General features: G+C 72.3%; 15 protein-coding genes. 8 read left to right on the forward strand and 7 right to left on the reverse strand.

Annotation, left to right across the window (positions count from 1 at the left end; all coding sequences use genetic code 11):
- Positions 1-9 precede the first annotated feature (9 nt).
- Positions 10-915 carry a TIGR03619 family F420-dependent LLM class oxidoreductase gene (locus ACFY2Z_RS09755; RefSeq protein ID WP_390743803.1) on the reverse strand — a complete coding sequence of 302 codons (906 nt, stop codon included), beginning with the start codon at positions 913-915 and terminating at the stop codon, positions 10-12.
- 23 nt (positions 916-938) lie between these two features.
- Entirely contained in the window at positions 939-2,183 is a 1,245-nt protein-coding gene (locus tag ACFY2Z_RS09760) for an amidohydrolase family protein (protein WP_390743639.1), read from the reverse strand.
- Positions 2,184-2,398: 215 nt separating this feature from the next.
- Between ACFY2Z_RS09760 and ACFY2Z_RS09765 the strand changes: the two genes are divergently transcribed.
- The 3 genes from ACFY2Z_RS09765 to ACFY2Z_RS09775 all read left to right on the forward strand — a co-directional run bounded on the left by ACFY2Z_RS09765 (position 2,399) and on the right by ACFY2Z_RS09775 (position 6,786).
- Positions 2,399-5,341 carry a BTAD domain-containing putative transcriptional regulator gene (locus ACFY2Z_RS09765; RefSeq protein ID WP_390743640.1) on the forward strand — a complete coding sequence of 981 codons (2,943 nt, stop codon included), beginning with the start codon at positions 2,399-2,401 and terminating at the stop codon, positions 5,339-5,341.
- A gap of 209 nt (positions 5,342-5,550) precedes the next feature.
- A complete protein-coding gene (locus ACFY2Z_RS09770; RefSeq protein WP_390743641.1) occupies positions 5,551-5,718 on the forward strand; it encodes a hypothetical protein in 168 nt (55 codons plus the stop codon).
- A 399-nt stretch (positions 5,719-6,117) separates the two neighbouring features.
- Positions 6,118-6,786, forward strand: a complete 669-nt coding sequence (locus tag ACFY2Z_RS09775; protein ID WP_390743642.1) for a hypothetical protein — start codon at positions 6,118-6,120, stop codon at positions 6,784-6,786.
- A gap of 446 nt (positions 6,787-7,232) precedes the next feature.
- On the opposite strand, the gene ACFY2Z_RS09780 is transcribed toward ACFY2Z_RS09775, so the two are convergent.
- Positions 7,233-8,270 (reverse strand): questin oxidase family protein, encoded by a 1,038-nt coding sequence (locus ACFY2Z_RS09780; RefSeq protein ID WP_390743643.1) that lies wholly within the window; start codon positions 8,268-8,270, stop codon positions 7,233-7,235.
- A gap of 72 nt (positions 8,271-8,342) precedes the next feature.
- The gene (locus ACFY2Z_RS09785; RefSeq protein WP_390743644.1) at positions 8,343-9,992 is read right to left on the reverse strand and encodes a fatty acid--CoA ligase family protein; all 1,650 of its coding nucleotides are present in this window, start codon (positions 9,990-9,992) and stop codon (positions 8,343-8,345) included.
- 95 nt (positions 9,993-10,087) lie between these two features.
- Between ACFY2Z_RS09785 and ACFY2Z_RS09790 the strand changes: the two genes are divergently transcribed.
- The 3 genes from ACFY2Z_RS09790 to ACFY2Z_RS09800 are packed head-to-tail and all read left to right on the forward strand — an operon-like array spanning position 10,088 to position 12,445.
- Entirely contained in the window at positions 10,088-11,236 is a 1,149-nt protein-coding gene (locus ACFY2Z_RS09790; RefSeq protein ID WP_390743645.1) for a lipid-transfer protein, read from the forward strand.
- A gap of 16 nt (positions 11,237-11,252) precedes the next feature.
- Entirely contained in the window at positions 11,253-11,669 is a 417-nt protein-coding gene (locus ACFY2Z_RS09795; RefSeq protein WP_390743804.1) for a Zn-ribbon domain-containing OB-fold protein, read from the forward strand.
- A complete protein-coding gene (locus ACFY2Z_RS09800; RefSeq protein ID WP_390743646.1) occupies positions 11,666-12,445 on the forward strand; it encodes an enoyl-CoA hydratase/isomerase family protein in 780 nt (259 codons plus the stop codon). The genes ACFY2Z_RS09795 and ACFY2Z_RS09800 overlap by 4 nt, the downstream gene beginning before the upstream one ends.
- Before the next feature lie 100 nt (positions 12,446-12,545).
- Here ACFY2Z_RS09800 and ACFY2Z_RS09805 read toward each other — a convergent pair whose 3' ends face one another.
- On the reverse strand, positions 12,546-14,879 hold the full coding sequence (locus tag ACFY2Z_RS09805; RefSeq protein ID WP_390743647.1) for a PQQ-binding-like beta-propeller repeat protein: 2,334 nt from the start codon (positions 14,877-14,879) through the stop codon (positions 12,546-12,548).
- A 257-nt stretch (positions 14,880-15,136) separates the two neighbouring features.
- Positions 15,137-15,955 carry a VOC family protein gene (locus tag ACFY2Z_RS09810; RefSeq protein ID WP_390743648.1) on the reverse strand — a complete coding sequence of 273 codons (819 nt, stop codon included), beginning with the start codon at positions 15,953-15,955 and terminating at the stop codon, positions 15,137-15,139.
- Positions 15,956-16,110: 155 nt separating this feature from the next.
- On the opposite strand from ACFY2Z_RS09810, the gene ACFY2Z_RS09815 reads away from it, so the two are divergent.
- Positions 16,111-16,746 (forward strand): TetR family transcriptional regulator, encoded by a 636-nt coding sequence (locus tag ACFY2Z_RS09815; protein ID WP_390743805.1) that lies wholly within the window; start codon positions 16,111-16,113, stop codon positions 16,744-16,746.
- A 107-nt stretch (positions 16,747-16,853) separates the two neighbouring features.
- Here ACFY2Z_RS09815 and ACFY2Z_RS09820 read toward each other — a convergent pair whose 3' ends face one another.
- Positions 16,854-17,315 carry an Lrp/AsnC family transcriptional regulator gene (locus tag ACFY2Z_RS09820; RefSeq protein ID WP_390743649.1) on the reverse strand — a complete coding sequence of 154 codons (462 nt, stop codon included), beginning with the start codon at positions 17,313-17,315 and terminating at the stop codon, positions 16,854-16,856.
- 82 nt (positions 17,316-17,397) lie between these two features.
- Between ACFY2Z_RS09820 and ACFY2Z_RS09825 the strand changes: the two genes are divergently transcribed.
- Positions 17,398-18,024: a LysE family translocator gene (locus ACFY2Z_RS09825; protein WP_390743650.1), complete on the forward strand. Its 627-nt coding sequence runs from the start codon at positions 17,398-17,400 to the stop codon at positions 18,022-18,024.
- Positions 18,025-18,032: the final 8 nt, after the last annotated feature.

Here is an 18,032-nt window from a genome sequence, read left to right on the forward strand (position 1 = left end):
CCTGCCTCCTCAGCCCAGACGGGGCGCGACCTCGGCCCCGAACGCGGCGATCTGGTCGATGAGTTCGGTGCGGCTCCGGCTGCGGAACCGCACCTGGATCTGGTGCACGCCCATCGTGCGGTAGGCGCGGAGGGAGTCGGCGACGGCCTCCGGCGCCCCGTTGACCGTGCGCGACCCGACGTCCCAGCCCGGCGCGCCGACGTACAGCGGTTCGGTGATGGCGCCGACGGTGAAGGGGGCGTCGAGCCCCGCCTGCTCGCGGAACCGCCGCAGCCGGGCGATCTGCCCGGGCAGCCGGTCGCGCGGATCCCCCTGGGGCAGCCAGCCGTCACCCTTCAGCGCGGCCCGGCGCACGGCGGCGGACGACGAGCCGCCGACCCACAGCGGGATGCGGGGCTGGGCCGGCCGGGGGCGCTGCCCGAGCCCCTCGAAGTCGTACGCCTTCCCGTGGTGGACGGGGAACTCGTCCGGCCCCAGCGCCGCCCTGAGCGCGTCGATCACCTCGTCGAGCAGGGCGCCCCGCTGCCCGAAGTCCACGCCCAGCGCCTCGAACTCCTCCCGCACATGCCCGGCCCCCACCCCGAGGACGAGCCGTCCGCCGGAGAGATGGTCGAGGGTCGCGTACTGCTTGGCCGTGACGAGCGGATGCCGCAGCCCGACGATCGCGACATGGCTGAGCAGCCGTACCCGCCCGGTGACGCCCGCGAGATGGGCGAGGGTGGCGACGGGGTCGTACCAGACCGTGCTCATCGCGGCGGCGAGCCGGCGCGGGACGGCGACGTGGTCACAGCATGCGACGTAGTCGAACCCGGCGGCGTCGGCGGCCCGGGCGATCGCGACGAGGTCGCCGGGCCCGGCATGGGCCTCCCAGGACTCGGCGTAGATCGTGGACCGGGACTGGACGGGCAGCTGCATCCCGTACCGCAGGGCGCCCCCGCTCACCGCCCGCCGCCCGGCCACAGGCCGTCCTCGGTCAGCCCGAGCAGCTCGATCGCGTTGCGCCGTACGATCCGGTCGACCACGTCCGCGTCCAGGTGCCCCATCTGGGCCTCCCCGACCTCGCGCGACTTCGGCCAGGTGGAGTCGGAGTGCGGATAGTCGGTCTCGTAGAGGACGTTCCCGACCCCGATGGAGTCCAGGTTCCGCAGCCCGAAGGCGTCGTCGAAGAAGCAGCCGTAGACATGCTCGGCGAACAGCTCGGACGGCGGGCGGTGGACCTTGTCGGCGACGCCGCCCCAGGCGCGGTTCTCCTCCCAGACGACGTCGGCGCGCTCCAGGATGTACGGGATCCAGCCGATCTGCCCTTCCGCGTACATCACCTTCAGATTCGGGAAGCGCTCGAACTTGCCGCTCATCAGCCAGTCGACCATCGAGAAGCAGCAGTTGGCGAAGGTGATGGTGGAGCCGACGGCGGGCGGGGCGTCGGCGGAGGTGGACGGCATCCTGCTGCTGGAGCCGATGTGCATGGCGACGACGGTGCCGGTCTCGTCGCAGGCGGCGAGAAGGGGGTCCCAGTCGTCGGAGTGCACGGACGGCAGCCCGAGGCGGGGCGGGATCTCGGAGAAGGCGACGGCGCGCACCCCGCGCGCGGCGTTGCGGCGCACCTCGGCGGCGGCGAGACGGGCGTCCCAGAGGGGGACGATGGTGAGGGGTATCAGACGCCCGTGCGCCTGCGGGCCGCACCACTCCTCCACCATCCAGTCGTTGTACGCCCGGACGCACAGCAGCCCGAGCTCATGGTCCTCGGCCTCGGTGAAGGTCTGCCCGCAGAAGCGGGGGAAGGTGGGGAAGCAGACGGCGGACCGGACATGGTTGACGTCCATGTCGGCGAGCCGCTCGGGCACGTCGTAGGAGCCCGGCCGCATCTGCTCGTAGGTGATGACCTCGAGCTTGATCTCGTCCCTGTCGTACCCGACGGCGGTGTCGAGTCGGGTGAGGGGCCGGCGCAGGTCCTCGTACACCCACCAGTCCCCGAGCGGCCCCTCGTCACCGGGCTCCCCCATGACGGGGGCGAACTTCCCGCCCAGGAACGTCAGCTCCTTCAGGGGCGCGCGAACGATTCGCGGACCGATGTCCCGGTACTTGGCGGGGAGCCGGTCCTGCCAGACGTGCGGGGGCTCCACGGTGTGGTCGTCGACGGAGATGATCTGCGGGAACGTGGCGTTGCTCGGCGAGGTCTCCATGGCGGTCACGGTAGCGTTGATCTGACGGGTCGTCAGCAAACAGGGCTGTCCCGGCGTGAATCCGCGCCTTCCGTCATGAGAAGAGCGTGTGAGGACCCTGTGACGCCCCGCGCCACAGCCTGTGATCGGCGTCTCCCATGGCTGACGCATCCGCCATGAACAAGGCAAACTGGCCTCCTGATTGAGGACGTTCGGCGGGGGGCCAGGGGGCAGCGATGGACGGTGTACCGCGAGTACCTGAGCAGCAGGGTCCCGAGGAATCGGTGACGCTGCGCTTCGGCGTGCTCGGACCGGTGCGCGCCTGGCGCGGAGGGGAGCTGCTGGCCACGGGCTCACCGCAGCAACGGGCCCTGCTGGCCGCGCTGTTGCTGCGAGAGGGACGTACGGCGACGGCGTCCGAGCTGATCGACGCGCTCTGGGGCGACGAGCCGCCGCCGCGGGCGCTGGCGGCCGTACGGACGTACGCCTCCCGGCTGCGCAAGGTCCTCTCCGCCGGCGTGCTGGTCAGCGAGTCCGGCGGATACGCGGTGCACCTCCCGGACGCCCGCTCCTTGGACCTCGCCGCTGCCCAGGAGCTGGCCGCGGGGGCGGAGAAGGCCAAGAACTCCGGGGACCTGTGCCAGGCCCGGCAGATCCTGAACGAGGCGCTGGCCCTGTGGGACGGCGAGCCGCTGGCGAACATCCCCGGCCCGTACGCCGAGACCCAGCGCACACGCCTGGAGGAATGGCGCCTCCAACTCCTCGAATCCCGCCTGGACATGGACCTGGAGCAGGGCTGCCACGCGGAGGCGGTCTCGGAACTGACCGCCCTCACGGCGGCCCACCCCCTGCGCGAACGCCTCCGCGAACTGCTGATGCTGGCGCTGTACCGCTCGGGCCGTCAGGCGGAGGCGCTGGCGGTCTACGCGGACACCCGCCGCCTGCTGGCCGACGAACTCGGCGTCGACCCCCGCCCGGGCCTGAAGGAACTTCAACAGCGGATCCTGCGGGCGGACCCGGGACTCGCGGAACCGTCGGCACCGGCCCCGGAACCGGCCGCGATCCCGGTACGGCCGGCACAACTGCCGGCGACAGTTCCGGACTTCACGGGCCGATCCGCTTTCGTCGCCGAGCTGGGCGAGGTACTGGCGTCGGCGGACGGCCGGGTGATGGCGGTGTCAGCGGTGGCGGGCATCGGCGGCGTCGGCAAGACCACCCTCGCCGTGCACGTGGCACATCAGGCCCGGAGCGCCTTTCCGGACGGCCAGCTGTACGTGGACCTCCAGGGCGCGGGCCCGAGGGCGGCGGAGCCGGAGACGGTACTCGGCTCCTTCCTGCGCGCCCTCGGCACGGCGGACTCGGCGATCCCGGACTCGCTGGAGGAACGAGCCGCCCTCTACCGCTCCGTACTGGACGGCCGCCGGGTTCTGGTCCTGCTGGACAACGCGAGGGACGCAGCTCAGGTACGGCCGCTACTGCCGGGCACCGAGGGCTGCGCGGCACTCATCACCTCACGGGTGCGCATGGTGGACCTGCCAGGCGCGCACCCGGTGGACCTGGACGTGATGTCCCCGGACGAGGCGCTCTCGCTGTTCACCAAAATCGTGGGTCAGGAGCGGGTGACCTCCGAGCGGGAGGCGGCGCTTGACGTGGTGGCCGCCTGCGGTTTCCTGCCGCTCGCCATCCGGATTGCGGCGTCACGGTTGGCCGCGCGCAGGACGTGGACCGTTTCGGTGCTCGCGGCGAAGCTGGCCGACGAACGGCGTCGACTGGACGAGCTCCAGGCAGGCGACTTGGCCGTGAAGGCCACGTTCGAACTGGGCTACGGCCAACTGGAACCGGCCCAGGCCCGCGCGTTCCGCCTCCTGGGCCTCGCAGACGGGCCGGACATCTCCCTGGCCGCCGCTGCCGCGGTCCTGGACCTCTCTCTGGAGGAGGCCGAGGACCTGCTGGAGCCCCTGGTTGACACCTCCCTGCTGGAATCGGCGGCCCCGGGCCGCTACCGCTATCACGACCTGGTCCGCCTCTACGCCCGCGCCTGCGCCGAACGGGACGAGCAGCCACCGAGCGAGCGGGACGCGGCGATGTCCCGACTGCTGGACTTCTATCTGGCCACGGCGGCGGGGGTGTACGCGCTCGAACGCCCCGGGGACCGACTGGTGGACCATCTCCAGCGGACCGAGCACCCGGGGCTGACGTTCGTGGACCGGCATGAGGCGCAGGACTGGTTGTATGCGGAGGCGGTCTGCCTGCTCGCCTGCATGCGCCAATTCGGGACGTCCGGAACGTTGATCCGCGCCATCGACCTCCTGTGGGCGGCAGTCGATCTCTCGGAGTCCGGTGCCAACGCCAGGGAATACGAGGCCGTAGCCATCGCCCTGCGCGACGCCGCGCGCTCCTGCCAGGACCGGCAGACGGAGGGGCGCGCCTCCGTCGTCCTCGCCGTCGCCCATCACCTTTCCGGGCGCTTCGCCGAAGCGGACGACGCAGCACGCCAGACCCTGCAACTCGCCGATTCCCGTACCGACCCCCTGGCCCGGTGCTGGGCAGCCAACATTCGCGGGGCCATGGCCTTCTACCAGAGCCGCTACGCGGACGCCGAAGGCCACTTGGAGCAGGCGCTTGCGAACTTCCGGGACTGCGAAGACCTGGCTGGGGAAGCGAGTGTCCTGTGCAACCTCTCTCGTATCCACCTCGCCACGCGGCGGCCGCGCAGTGCCGTGGTGCTCGCCCAGCAAGGTGTCGAGACGTATGAGGTGCTGGGGCACGCCCTGAAGGGCGCCAACGGTCGCTATGCACTGGGTATGGCCCTCACCGAGAACGGTTTGTACGGGGAGGCCAACGATCAGTTGCACGCGGCCCTGAAGGTCTTCCATGACAGCCGCCAGCGCCTCTGGGAGGGAATGACCCTGCTCAGGCTCGCCGAGATGGACCTGGCGGCGCAACGCCCCGCACAGGCCTCGACCAACGCCGAGGCCGCGCTGACCGTGCTGCGCGGCATCGGCGGGGAGTGGCGGCGCGGCAATGTCCTCACCGTGCTGGGCCGGGCTCTCAGCGGGATCGGACAGTCGGGAAGGGCCCAAGTGTGCTGGCAGGAAGCCCTAGCCACCTACGAGGCGCTGGGCTCCCCCGAGGCCGAGACCGTCCGGGCGCTGCTGGCGCCGGCCGCTGCCGCGTAGGCCTCGCTGCGGCGTTCATCGTTCGTTTATCGCCGGACGGCATTCTCGTTGTGTCGATCCGTTGCGCCGGGGGGCAGACGGACCGCCGACGAGGTCGTCCTGCCCACGGTCTAGGGTGAGGCGACCCGGTAGCCCGCCCGGCCGTCCATTCGGGGGAACGGCCGAGCGGGCCCCCATCTGCCAGTTGCATCACAAGGGGAGGAAGCACCATGAGCGACACCACGAAAGACGAGCCGGTCGTCGACCCGGACAACGTCCACATCACCGGCAGCAAGGACGAGGGCACGGTGAAGCCGGACAACGTCCACATCACCGAGGCCGAGGACAACGGCATCTTCAAGCCGGACAACGTCCACATCACGTCCGACCCCAGCTAGACCTTCCTCCCACACGGGGATCGGCCGCGGCGGCGCGGAGGGGGAGCCGCCGCGGCCGAGGTGTGTCCAAGTCAGGCGGCGATCGGCAGATCCGTTCCACCGATGGCACGTGTTGCACCAGATTCCCGCGGCCGCCCCCGGAACGCATCTGCCAATCCGTGGCGCCTTCCGGGGTTGTCCACAGGGAGCAGCCCGGTGGGGGGCGGTTCGGCACCATGGGGGCATGGAGTGGGTGGAGTCGGGGGCGCTCGTCGAACGGGGCGTGCTGCTCACCTCGCGAGCCCTTGAGGCCGGGTCCCCAGGGTTTCCCTCTTCCGGCGGCTGAGGGCGGAGGGGTGGACGCGGGTTCGCAGTGGCGCCTGGGCCGCGCCGGGGCGGGACGTGGGCCTGGTCGTGCGGTTGACGGCTGCGCAGCTCCTCAAGCCACAGCTCGTGGTGAGTCACCGTTCGGCGGCCGCACTCTGGCATGTCGAGACGCTCGGCGCGGGTCCGGGGCACGGAGAGCCGCCGGACCTCGAGTTCACCGACCCGGGGCTCCGCGTCCGGACGGGCGTCGCGGGCGTGCGTGTGCACCGGACCCCTCTCGCCGAAGCCGACGTCGTGCGGCGGTGCGGGCTGCGCGTCACCGCTGTCCCCCGCACCCTCACCGACCTTCTGCGAAGCGGGCCGAGGAACGACGCGCTCGTGGCCGTCGAGTCCGCGCTCGGCTACCGGAACGTCGGCCGTGTGCGCCGCGCCCCGCTCACCACCCTCGCTGCGCTCTTCATCGCACTCGAAGCGCCGCTTCTCGGAGCCGCCCGCGCTCGGGACTGGCTGCGGCTCGCCGACCCCCGCGCAGGCTCACCCGCGGAGACAGTCGCCCGTCTGCGCCTGTTCGACGCAGGTCTGCGCCCCGAGACGCAGGCCGTGGTACACACCCCGGACGGTCGCCGCCGTTACCTCGACTTCCTCTTCCGCCCCGAGGGCCTGGCCGTCGAGATCGAGGGCTACGCCTACCACGGCACCCGGGAGTCCCACCGGCGCGACGTCGCCCGGTTCAACCAGATCCTTCAGTGCCCCGAGGTGTGAAGCCTCCTCCGTTTCACCGCCGAGGACGTGTTCCACCGCCCTGCGCGGATGATCCAGGAGGTTCGTGGCGCTCTGGCTGCCGCCAGGGCCCGCTAGGGGAGTGCCGTGGGGTGAGGAGAACGCGGCGGACGCGTCCCGCCGCCGCTTGCCGCAGTCGCTTAGCCCACCCGGCGTGCACGCGAGGCGCGGACGCACCCCCATCGCCGGGCACTGCACAGCCAACAGTCCCCCGCCCCCCTACACCCCCGGCCCCCCGCTCGCTTCTCACCCGGGCCGGAGCAGGCCGAGTCCAGGGGTGGCCGGAGGCCGATCGTCGCAGGCGACGCGGAGTGCAGCGCAGCGGAACGCAGCGCCCTTTACTCCGACCGCGGAAGCACGACACTGGCCAAGAAGCGGGGCGGCCCAACGGCCACATCACCACCCCCGGCCGGCAACAGCCGAGCCCCTCACAGCTCGTCGATCAGTTCCGTCGCTCGGAGTACCGTCGCCAACGCGTCCGGATCGCCCGTGCGTTGGTGGATCTCCAGGCTGGTGTCCGCGAGTTTGATGACGTGTTCGTCGCCGTGGCGGACGGCCAGGGTGAACACCTCCTCCGCCGACTCGGGGGCCGGGGGGAGGCTGTGGCGGGGTGCGGGGGCGGCGGGGGTGTAGGCCGCGGTCACGGCGGCGCTCGCGGCCCACGCGGCGTCGAAGCTCCTGGCCCACTGGGTGCGGGGCAGCGCGGGCAGGGTGCGCAGGACGGCCATGGGGGCGGTCGCCGAGTGGACCAGCATGACGGCCGAGCCGTGTGCGGTCGTGAGGTAGCGCAGGACGGCGGCGGTCGTCAGGTCGGCCAGCCGGTCCCGGGCCTGCTCGGCATCGGTGGCCGGTCGCAGTGCGGCCAGCGCGGCGGGCCAGTCGGTCAGGGCGGTGAGCTGGTCGAGCCGGTGGTTGATGCCCGCGCTCTGGTCGGGCACGCGCGGGACCCCGGCGAGGGCGGACGTGGCGTCGGCGGTTCCGGAGGGGGTGGCCGGGGGGACCGGCTGCCAGCGCGCCGCCCAGTAGCCGAGGGCCTGGCCCAGTTCGGCCAGGCGTGGCCCGTCCTCGTGGTCCAGCAGGGCGTTGACCGCGTGGCCGGTGCGGATCACGCCGTGGGTGGCGCCGGCCGCGATGCCCGGCAGCAGCCGCGGCCACCATGTCTCCAGGACCGTACGCCAGGGTCGTTCCGTCACCTCGTGCGCGAAGAAGGCGAGCCAGTCGCCGAGACGGTGCGGGTCACCCAGCGCCGTACGCCAGTCGTCGGCCGTGACGGGCGAGGTGCCGCGTGGCAGATCGTCCAGTCGACGGGTGTAGACGTCCAGCCACCGGTGGACCTGTCGCCCGTGTCCGCGCCGGACCATGGACTCCACCGCCATGGGGCCGTGATTGCTCAACCAGCCCTCGAACTCCGGTCCTGTCCGATGCAACCGTTCGTATGCCTCGTCGAGTGTGCCGTCGTTGTCCATGAGTTCCGAGGGTAGGTGGCGGCCGATGCGCGTTCATCGGTCGCGAGGTCGAGACATGCCCCTGCGTCGGACTTAGGACCGGAGCTCCCCCTTCACCACCTTCCCGCTCGCGTTCCGCGGTAGCTCCGGGACGAACTCCACCTCCCTCGGGACCTTGTAGTTCGCCATCTCGCGGCGGGACCAGGCGATCAGGTCGTCGCCCGTCAGCAGGGAGCCCGGGCGGCGGACCACATAGGCCTTGCCGACCTCGCCCAGCCGGGCGTCCGGTATGCCGATCACCGCCGCGTCCGCCACGTCCGGGTGGAGGGCGAGCAGTTGCTCTATCTCCGCCGGGTAGGCGTTGAAGCCGCCCACGATGTACATGTCCTTCAGCCGGTCCGTGATCCTCAGATTGCCCGCCTCGTCCAATACGCCCACGTCGCCCGTGCGGAGCCAGCCGTCCGGGGCCAGGACCTCCGACGTGGCGGCGGCGTCCTCGTAGTAGCCCCGCATGACGTTGAACCCCCGGACCAGGATCTCCCCGGGGGTGCCCGGGGGCAGGGGCTCGCCCTTCGGGTTCGCCACCCGCACCTCCGTGCCGGGGATCGCCCGTCCCGATGTCGCCGCGATCAGCGAGGGGTCGTCGCCACGACGGCACATCGTCACGAAGCCGCTGGCCTCCGACAGGCCGTACGCCGTCAGAACCGTCTCGACGCCGAGTTCCCCGCGCAGGCGTTCCACCAGGCGGAGCGGGATCACCGCCGCTCCCGTCACCACCAGGCGGAGGGCCGAGAGGTCGTGCGCGGTGCGGGAGGGGTGGTCGAGGAGGGACTGGTGGAGGGTGGGCGGGCCGGGGAGCACCGAGATCCGTTCCGCGGCGATGTTCGCCAGTGCCGTGGTCACGTTGAACACCGGCTGCGGGATCATCGTCGCGCCCCGCATCAGGCAGGCCAGCACTCCGGCCTTGTAGCCGAAGGTGTGGAAGAAGGGGTTGACGATCAGATAGCGGTCGCCCCGGCTCAGGCCCGCCAGGTCCGTCCAGATCCCGTACGCCCGTAGCGTCTGGGCGTGGGTGATCACCGCGCCCTTGGGGCGGCCCGTCGTGCCGGAGGTGAAGACGATGTCCGACGGCGCCTCGCCGGTCACGGCGGCCGCCCGGCGGCGTACCGCCCGTTCCCCGACGCCCTCCCCGTCGGCCAGGAAGTCCTTCCAGGCGCGGAAGTCGGCGGGGGCGTCGTCCGCCAGCACCACCACCTGCTCCAGGTGGGGCAGGCGAGGCAGCGGGCCGCCACCTCCGTCTCCGAGGCCGCCACCTCCGTCTCCGAGGCTGCCACCGGCGCCGCCTGCGGGGCCGTCCCCCGCCGCCCGCCGCAGCGAGGCGACGTACGACGTGCCGAGGAACGTGCCCGTCACGAACAGCAGTTTCGCCCGGCTCCGCGCCAGGACGTACGCGGCCTCGGTGCCCTTGAAGCGCGTGTTGAGGGGGACCAGGACGGCGCCCGCCGAGACCGCGCCGAGGGCCGAGACGATCCAGTCCAGGGCGTTGGGGGCCCAGATCGCCACGCGGTCGCCCAGGGCGACGCCGTTCGCGATGCATGCCGCCGCCGCGCGTTCCGCGCGGGCGCCCAGTTCGGCGTACGAGATCCGGGTGCGGCCCTCGACCACCGCCTCCCCGTCGCCGTAGCGACGGGCGGCGCTCCGGACCAGTTCCGGGATGCTGCCCCACTCCACGTCACCGCGCACGGCTACCTCCCTACGGTCCGCGTAGCTGACTGACCGTCAGATTAGCTGTAGCCTGACGGACTGTCAGCAAACCGTTCGGGGGGAGTGGTGCATCCATGGCCGGGCTCAAGGACGCCACCGCCGTCGTCGGCATCGGCCAGACCGCCTTCGCCAAGCGGCTCCCCGAGTCCGAGAAGGCCCTGGCCTGCCGTGCCGTCCTCGCGGCCCTCGACGACGCCGGGATCGCGCCCGGCGAGGTCGACGCGCTCGCCTCGTACACCATGGAGGAGACCGACGAGGTGGAGGTGGCGAAGGCCCTCGGGCTCGGGGACCTCACCTTCTTCAGCAAGGTCGGGTACGGCGGCGGCGGTTCCTGCGCCACCGTCGCGCACCTCGCCGCCGCCGTGGCAACCGGGCAGGCGACCGTCGGCGTGGCCTGGCGGTCCCGCAAGCGCGGCAGCGGGCCCCGGCCCTGGCGGAACACGGCCGTCCAACTGCCCGCTCCCGCCCAGTGGACCCGCCCCTTCGGGCTGCTGAGGCCGGCCGACGAGATCGGGATGCTGGCCCGCCGGTACATGCACGAGTACGGCGCCACCCGGGACCACTTCTTCAACGTGGCCCTCGCCTGCCGCAACAGGGCCAACCAGAACCCCGCCGCGATCATGTACGAGCGCCCGCTGACGCGGGAGATGTACATGACCTCCCGGTGGATCAGTGAGCCGCTGTGCCTCTTCGACAACTGCCTGGAGACGGACGGGGCGCTGGCCTGCGTCCTCGTCTCCGCCGCCCGCGCCCGCGACTGCCGGCACCGGCCGGTGTACGTCCATGCCGCCGCCCAGGGACTCCCCGCCCAGCACCACGGCATGGTCAACTACTGGAACGACGACCCGCTCACCGGTCCGGCGTGGACGGCCGCCCGGCATCTGTGGAAGCACGCCGACCTCACCCCGGACGACGTGGACGTCGCGCAGATCTACGACGCCTTCACGCCCCTCATACCGCTCTCCCTGGAGGGCTACGGCTTCTGCGGCCGGGGGGAGGGCGCGGCCTTCACCGAGGGTGGAGCGCTGGAGCTCGGCGGGCGGCTGCCCCTCAACACCGGGGGCGGCGGACTGTCCGAGGCGTACGTCCACGGGTTCAACCTCGTCAACGAAGGCGTGAAGCAGTTGCGCGGGACCAGTACCGCGCAGGTCCCGGGCGCCGCCACCTGTCTGGTCACCGCCGGCGAGGGTGTGCCGACCTCCGCCCTGCTGCTGAGGAGCTGACGCCATGGCCGACACCCTGCTGTCCCCCGTGCCCGACGAGGACGGCGCGCCCTTCTGGGAGTACGCCGGCCGGGGCGAGCTGCGCGTCCAGGCCTGCGCCGGCTGCGGTGAACTCCGCTTCCCCCCACGCCCCTGCTGCCCGCACTGCCGGTCGTTCGCGAGCGAGTGGCGGCGGGTGAGCGGGACGGGACGGATCTGGTCGTACGTCGTCCCGCATCCGCCGCTGCTCCCGGCCTACGCGGCGCAGGCGCCGTACAACGTGATCGTGGTGGAGCTGGCGGACGTGCCGCGCATCCGGCTCGTCGGGAATCTCGTCGCCGGGCCCGACGCACCGCTGGACTCGATACCGCCCGACCGGATCCGGATCGGGGCGAGGGTGCAGGTCGTCTTCGGCGCGAACGGACTGCCGCGATGGGTTCTGGAGCGGGCATGAGCGAGGGGCTGCGGGTCGCCGCCGACCCGGCCACGGGCGTCGCCGTCGTCGCGCTCGACCGGCCCGGCCGGCTCAACGCGATCGATCTGGCGACGGCCCGCGAACTGGGCGACTGCTGGCGGGGGTTGCGGTTCGACGACTCCGTACGGGCCGTCGTGCTCACCGGGGCGGGCGAGCGGGCCTTCTGCACGGGGATCGACCGGGACATCCGGGTGCCGCAGCCCGCCTCGCCCTACATGGTGGACGATCCCCTGCTCGGGATCGGCCCGAAGGCGAACGACCTGTGGAAGCCGGTGATCGCCGCCGTGCGCGGCATGGCCTGCGGAGGGGCGTTCTATCTGCTGGGCGAGAGCGACTTCGTCGTGGCGGACACGACCGCGGCCTTCTTCGACCCGCACACCAGCTACGGGATGGTCAGCGCGTACGAGTCCGTCCTCATGGCCCACCGGATGCCCTACGGGGAGGCGGCGCGCATGGCCCTGATGGGCACCGCCGAGCGGATCTCGGCGCGGCGGGCGTACGAGATCGGCCTGGTGTCCGAACTCACCGAGCCCGGTGGTGCGGTGGCGGCGGCGGTGCGCTGTGCCGAGGTCATCGCCTCCTATCCGCCGGAGGGGGTCCAGGGCACCGTGCGGGCGCTGTGGGCGGCGCAGGAGGTGGCACGGGCCGCGGCCTTCGCGCAGGCGCCGCAGCTGATCGCGCTCGGGAACCTGCCGCCCGAACGGCAGGCGGAGCTGTTCGCCGCGCGACGGGCGGGGGGCCACCGGGTGCGGTGAGCGCCCTGCGCCGGTCGCCGCCCTCGAGCGTCCTCCGCAGGCGACCGCCGTCTTCCGGTGCGCCGCCTCTTCCGGCGGGCCCGTCCGGCGGTGGTCGCCCTCAGGCCGTACGCGCCGTGCCCGTACCCTTCTCGGCGTCCAGCGCGTACACACAGCGGTCCTTGCTGCACGCGTACACCACGCCGTCCTTCACCACGGGCGCGCCGGTGATCTCCCCGCCCGTGGCCAGCTTCCAGCGCAGGCGCCCGTCGTCGGACTTCAGCGTGTACAGCAGGTGGTCCGTGGAGCCGAAGTGGATACGGCCCTCCGCCACCGCCGGGGTGCCCACGATGTCCCCACCCGCCTGGAAGCGCCACTTCGGGGTGCCCGTGACCGCGTCCAGGGTGTACAGGCCCTTGCCGCTGCCCACATGGACGTGGCCCGCGGCGACCAGCACCGGGTCGATCGCGGCCCGCGCCTCCGTCGCGATGCGCCAGCGGTCGCGGCCGTCCGCCGCGTCGAGGGCGTACACCGTGCCCAGGTAGTCCGCGAGGTAGATGCCGCCACCGGCGACGGCGGGGCCGGGCACGAAGGCGGGCGGGCACAGGAACACCGCGGGTGCCTCGAAGTGCCAGCGCACCATGCCGGTGGCAACCTCGATGGCCAGCACCCGGGTGCCGGCGGAGACATAGACACAGCCGTCCGACGCGTGCGTCAGTCGCACCGGCACCCCGCCGCAGGACGCCGCGTCCCCGATCGGGTACGACCAGCGCTCCTCGCCCGTACGCGCCTGGAGGGCCCGCAGCCGGGCGTCCTGCCAGACGTACACCGTGCCGTCATGGATCAGCGGACCGGCCTCCGGCGCCTCGAAGTCGGTCTGGGCGCCGCTGAGCTCCCACAGCTTCTGCCCGTTCGACGCCTCCCAGGCCTGCACGCCGCCGCCGCGGGTGCCGGTGACCACCGTGCCCCGCTCGGCCTTGAGCGAGTACACCCAGCCGTCCAGGGAGAGCCGCCACAGGTCCGTGCCCTCGCGGGCGTCCAGGGCGAAGAGCGTGGGGCCGTCCGAGGCGTGGACCCGGCCGTCGGCGACCGCCATCGACCAGGCGACGTCACGGGTCTTGAAGCGGCGGCGGCCCGTCGCCACGTCCAGGGCGTGCACCTCGAAGGAGGTCACGTACACGAGGTCGTCGGCGACCGTCGGGGTGCCCCAGAGGTCGTTCGACATGCGGAAACGCCATGGGCGCCAGCCGGAGGCCGTCTCCGGGGGCGGGGGCGCGATCGCGGGTACGGCTCCGGCCGCCCCGTTGACACCGCCGGCCGGACGGGACCAGGACGCGGCGAGGCCCGCCTCGGGGGGAGGTGCCTTCACGGCGGCCGCCCGCGCGTCGGCGACCCTGGGGCCGGGGCCGATCGGCACCGACGCGCCCGCGAGCCGGACCGGTCCGGCGTCGGGTGCGCCGACCGGCACCGGCAGCGGGTCGTACGACGGCGGGGGCGGCACCGCGGGCCGTCCGCCCCCGGCGCTGCGACCGGCGGGCAGAGCGGGCTTGGCCGGCGGGCGTCCGCCGCGCCGGCCCTCGATCAGGGTGACCGCCTTCTCGGGCAGCCACGCCGAGGCCGTGCCGCTGTCGTCGGAGCCCGAGCCGAAGAGGTGGGGCGCGAGCTGGGCCTGGAGGTCGGCCGGGTTGGGGCGGCCCGTGGCCTCCATCTGCATGCAGGACTCGATGAGCGGGCGCAGCTCGTCCGGCAGGCCGGACAGGTCCGGGCCCTCGCGCAGCAGCATGAAGACGGTCTCGACCGGGTTGGCGCCGTGGAAGGGGGGATGTCCGGTGGCCGCGAAGACGAGCATCGAGCCGAGCGAGAAGACATCGCTCGCGCCGGTCACGCTGCGCGAGTCCTTCGCCTGTTCGGGGGACATATAGGCGGGCGTACCGACCGCGACGTTCGTCATCGTCAGACGTGTGTTCGACACGCCGGAGGCGATGCCGAAGTCGATCACCCGGGGACCGTCCTCGACGACGAGGACGTTCGACGGCTTGAGGTCGCGGTGGACCAGGCCCGCCCCGTGGATGGACTGCAGCGCCTCCGCCACGCCCGCGGCCAGCCAGCGCACCGCCTGGGCCGGCAGCGGCCCGCACTCGGTCACTATCTCCTCGAGTGAGGGCGCGGGCACATACGCGGTGGCGAGCCACGGCACGGCCGCGCGCGGGTCGGCGTCGACCACGGCAGCCGTGTAGAAGCCGGAGACCGCCCGGGCGGCCTCCACCTCACGTGTGAAACGCACCCGGAACAACTGGTCCTCGGCCAGCTCGGTGCGCACCGTCTTGATCGCCACGCGTCGGCCCGACGCCGAGCGCGCGAGATAGACCAGCCCCATGCCGCCGGCACCCAGCCGTCCCAGCACCTCGAACGGCCCGATCCGCCGCGGATCGTGCTGCGTCAGCTGATCCACCACTTTGCCTGCCACCTCCCCGTACGGGTCGCGTCATCCGCGTCGTGCACGCGACCCCGTGCAGCGTCTCACCACCGCACCGCCGTGGCGGCACGCACCCTGATTCTTCCTGTCCGGGCCACCTGTGGCGAACCCGGGGGCGGATCGGGGTGTCTCAGGACAAAACCATGCCTGGGGCCTCCGGGAAAGCAGGCGCCCGCATGGTGAAACGCCCGACGCGCCCCGGAAGTGCCGCTCCCGGACGCACCGCGAACGCCTTGTCACCTCTGGAGCAGCGCGAAGGACGCCCCCTGATTGTCCGTGACGACCGCCACTCGTCCGTACCAGGCCTCGAACGGCGGTACCTGTACCCGACCCCCCAGTCGGCCCACCGCATCGATCGCGGCGGCCCTGTCCTTCACCGCGAAATGGAGAAGAAAGTGGGGTGGCATCTCGGCCGGGAAGACGTCCTGGATCGACGCACACCCGAAGTCCGGAAGGGCACTCGGTCCCGACGGGGCGGGGAAGAGCCCCGAGTAGAAGGCGTTCGCGGCGTCGGCGTCCCGCGTGTACACCTCGGACCAGGTGAAGCAGCCGGGCGCGTGCCGCTTGCCGAAGCCCGGGTGCGTCCCGGCCTGCCACAGCCCGAACACGGCACCCTCGGGGTCCCCGGTCAGGGCCGTCATGCCGAGGCGGCCCACGGGGGTGGGCGGGACGATCACCTGGCCGCCGGCCTCCTGGATCCGCCCGGCGAGCGCGGTGGCGTCGGGCGTCGCGAAGTACACCGTCCAGACGGTGGGCATCCGGCCGTCCCACTTGCGGACCAGCGCGGCCACCGGTGCGCCGTCCAGGCACGCCCACACGGAGGAGGCGTGCAGTTCCTCGAAGGTCCATCCGAAGAGCCCGCCGTAGAACCGCTTGCCCGCCTCCAGGTCCGGCAGCTGGACGTCGGCCCAGCAGGGGACGCCCTCGGGGAAGGCGCTCTCGTCCGGGGCCGTGCCGCCCGGGGACGGGGTGTCCCGGGAGCCGGCACCGTTGGCCGTGGAGGCGTCGTCGCCCGTTGACGAGGACGCCGGAGGCGACGGCGGATTTTCGGCCATGTCGCCAAGTTAAAAGGGTTTCCCGTGGGGCGCTCGCGTACGTACTCCCTTCTCACCAGCCTCGGAAGCACTCAGGAGCCCCTCCACTCCCCATTTGCAGTCGGCCGAATCGCGCTCCCAGCACCCCTCGGTAAGCTGACGGCATGACAGGACAAGTGCGTACCGTCGACGGCCGTGTGGCCGGTCGGCGTGGGCAGGCGACCCGGCAGAAGCTGCTCGACTGCCTCAGCGAGATGCTCAGCTCCTCGCCTTACCGGGACGTCAAAGTCATCGATGTCGCCCGCAAGGCCGGGACCTCCCCCGCCACCTTCTACCAGTACTTCCCGGACGTCGAGGGCGCCGTCCTGGAGATCGCCGAGCAAATGGCCACGGAGGGCGCCGGGTTGACCCGGCTGCTCGAAGGCCGCTCGTGGGTCGGCAAGGCGGGCTGGCAGACGGCGCAGGAACTCGTGGACGGCTTCCTGGAGTTCTGGCGCAAGCACGATGCGATCCTTCGGGTCGTCGACCTCGGTGCGGCCGAGGGCGACAAACGCTTCTACAAGATCCGCATGAAGATCCTGAACTCGGTGACCAACTCCCTCGCGGACTCGATCACCGAACTCCAGTCCAAGGGCAGGGTCGACAAGGAGGTGAGCCCGGCGGCCGTGGCCGGCGCGCTCGTGGCGATGCTCGCCTCCGTGGCCTCCCACCAGAAGGGCTTCACGTCCTGGGGCGTCAAACAGGCCGAACTGCGGCCGAACCTGGCGCTGTTGGTGTATCTGGGCGTGACCGAGAAGAAACCGGCGAGGTAGCCCGGCAGCACACTTCTCCTCCCCCCTGAGCAGGCCGGCTGTTCCCGGTTCGGCACACGTTCTGTCATACGGGCGGTGGTCCACTGCGGTGGGCCACCGCCCGCTGCTCATGTGCGGGTCATGGGCAGCGGGCGGTCCTCGACCACATGCTTCATCACCAGGGTGGACGTCAGCCGCTGCACGCCCGGCAGGGTGGCCAGCCGCTCGTCGTACAGCCGCTGGAAGGCGGTGAGGTCCGTGGTCGCGATCCGCAGCAGATAGTCGGGCTCGCCGAAGAGCCGCTGAGCCTCCACGACCTGCTCCACCTCGCTCAGCGCCCGCTCGAACTCCGCGACGGTGTCCCGGTCCTCCTGGCGCATCGAGACGAAGACCAGCGCCTCGAAGTTCAGCCCGACGGCGGCGGGGTCCACCACCGCCCGGTAGCCGCGGATCGCCTTGCTGCGCTCCAGTTCCCGCAGCCGCCGGTGGCACGGCGACACACTGAGCCGCACCCGCGCGGCCAGCTCGGTCACGGTCAGCCGCCCGTCCTGCTGGAGCTCGGCAAGGATTTTCTGGTCTACGGGGTCCATGGGGGAAATCCTCCCTCAGAGACGCCCGCGTCGGGGAAATTTCGGGAACACTTTCGACCTCTTCGCGCCTAATGTCACCACCATGAACACGGGAGCGATGATGTCCTTCCTCGCCGTGGACCTGCTGCTGGTGTGCGTGCCGGGTGCCGACTGGGCGTACGCGATCGCGGCGGGACTGCGCGGGCGGTCGGTGGTGCCGGCGGTGGGAGGCCTGGTGGCCGGGTACGCGGTGCACACGGCACTGGCGGCGGCGGGGCTCGCCGTCCTGGTGGCGGGGTCGCCGGGGCTGCTGACGGCGTTGACGGTGGCGGGTGCCGGGTATCTGGTGTGGCTCGGGTGGGGCGTGCTGCGCCGGCCGGGCACTCCGGGCGCGGCCGGCGGGGAGGACGCCGACGCGGGTGCGGCCCGCATGTTCCTGCGGGGCGCCGGCATCAGCGGCCTCAACCCCAAGGGCCTGCTGCTCTACCTCTCCGTGCTGCCGCAGTTCCTGGTCACACGGGGGGAGCGACTGCCGGTGGCGGTGCAGACGGCGGTGCTCGGTCTCGCGCACATGGCATGCTGCGCGGCCGTCTACCTGACGGTCGGGGTCCTGGCCCGGAAGGTCCTGGCCGCCCGGCCCGCCGCAGCCCGCGCGGTCACCCGGACGAGCGGGGCGGCGATGCTGGGGATCGGCGCGTTCCTGCTGGTGGAGCGGCTGGCGACGCTCTGAGCCCGACG

It is taken from the genome of Streptomyces sp. NPDC001222, assembly GCF_042896945.1.
In the GTDB taxonomy this organism is placed as follows: domain Bacteria; phylum Actinomycetota; class Actinomycetes; order Streptomycetales; family Streptomycetaceae; genus Streptomyces; species Streptomyces gibsoniae.

Coding starts and splice junctions, on each gene's coding strand:
- ACFY2Z_RS09755 (WP_390743803.1), bottom strand. CDS start 915: ATGCAGCTGCCCGTCCAGTCCCGGTCCACGATCTACGCCGAGTCCTGG.
- ACFY2Z_RS09760 (WP_390743639.1), bottom strand. CDS start 2,183: ATGGAGACCTCGCCGAGCAACGCCACGTTCCCGCAGATCATCTCCGTC.
- ACFY2Z_RS09765 (WP_390743640.1), top strand. CDS start 2,399: ATGGACGGTGTACCGCGAGTACCTGAGCAGCAGGGTCCCGAGGAATCG.
- ACFY2Z_RS09770 (WP_390743641.1), top strand. CDS start 5,551: ATGAGCGACACCACGAAAGACGAGCCGGTCGTCGACCCGGACAACGTC.
- ACFY2Z_RS09780 (WP_390743643.1), bottom strand. CDS start 8,270: ATGGACAACGACGGCACACTCGACGAGGCATACGAACGGTTGCATCGG.
- ACFY2Z_RS09790 (WP_390743645.1), top strand. CDS start 10,088: ATGGCCGGGCTCAAGGACGCCACCGCCGTCGTCGGCATCGGCCAGACC.
- ACFY2Z_RS09800 (WP_390743646.1), top strand. CDS start 11,666: ATGAGCGAGGGGCTGCGGGTCGCCGCCGACCCGGCCACGGGCGTCGCC.
- ACFY2Z_RS09810 (WP_390743648.1), bottom strand. CDS start 15,955: ATGGCCGAAAATCCGCCGTCGCCTCCGGCGTCCTCGTCAACGGGCGAC.
- ACFY2Z_RS09820 (WP_390743649.1), bottom strand. CDS start 17,315: ATGGACCCCGTAGACCAGAAAATCCTTGCCGAGCTCCAGCAGGACGGG.
- ACFY2Z_RS09825 (WP_390743650.1), top strand. CDS start 17,398: ATGAACACGGGAGCGATGATGTCCTTCCTCGCCGTGGACCTGCTGCTG.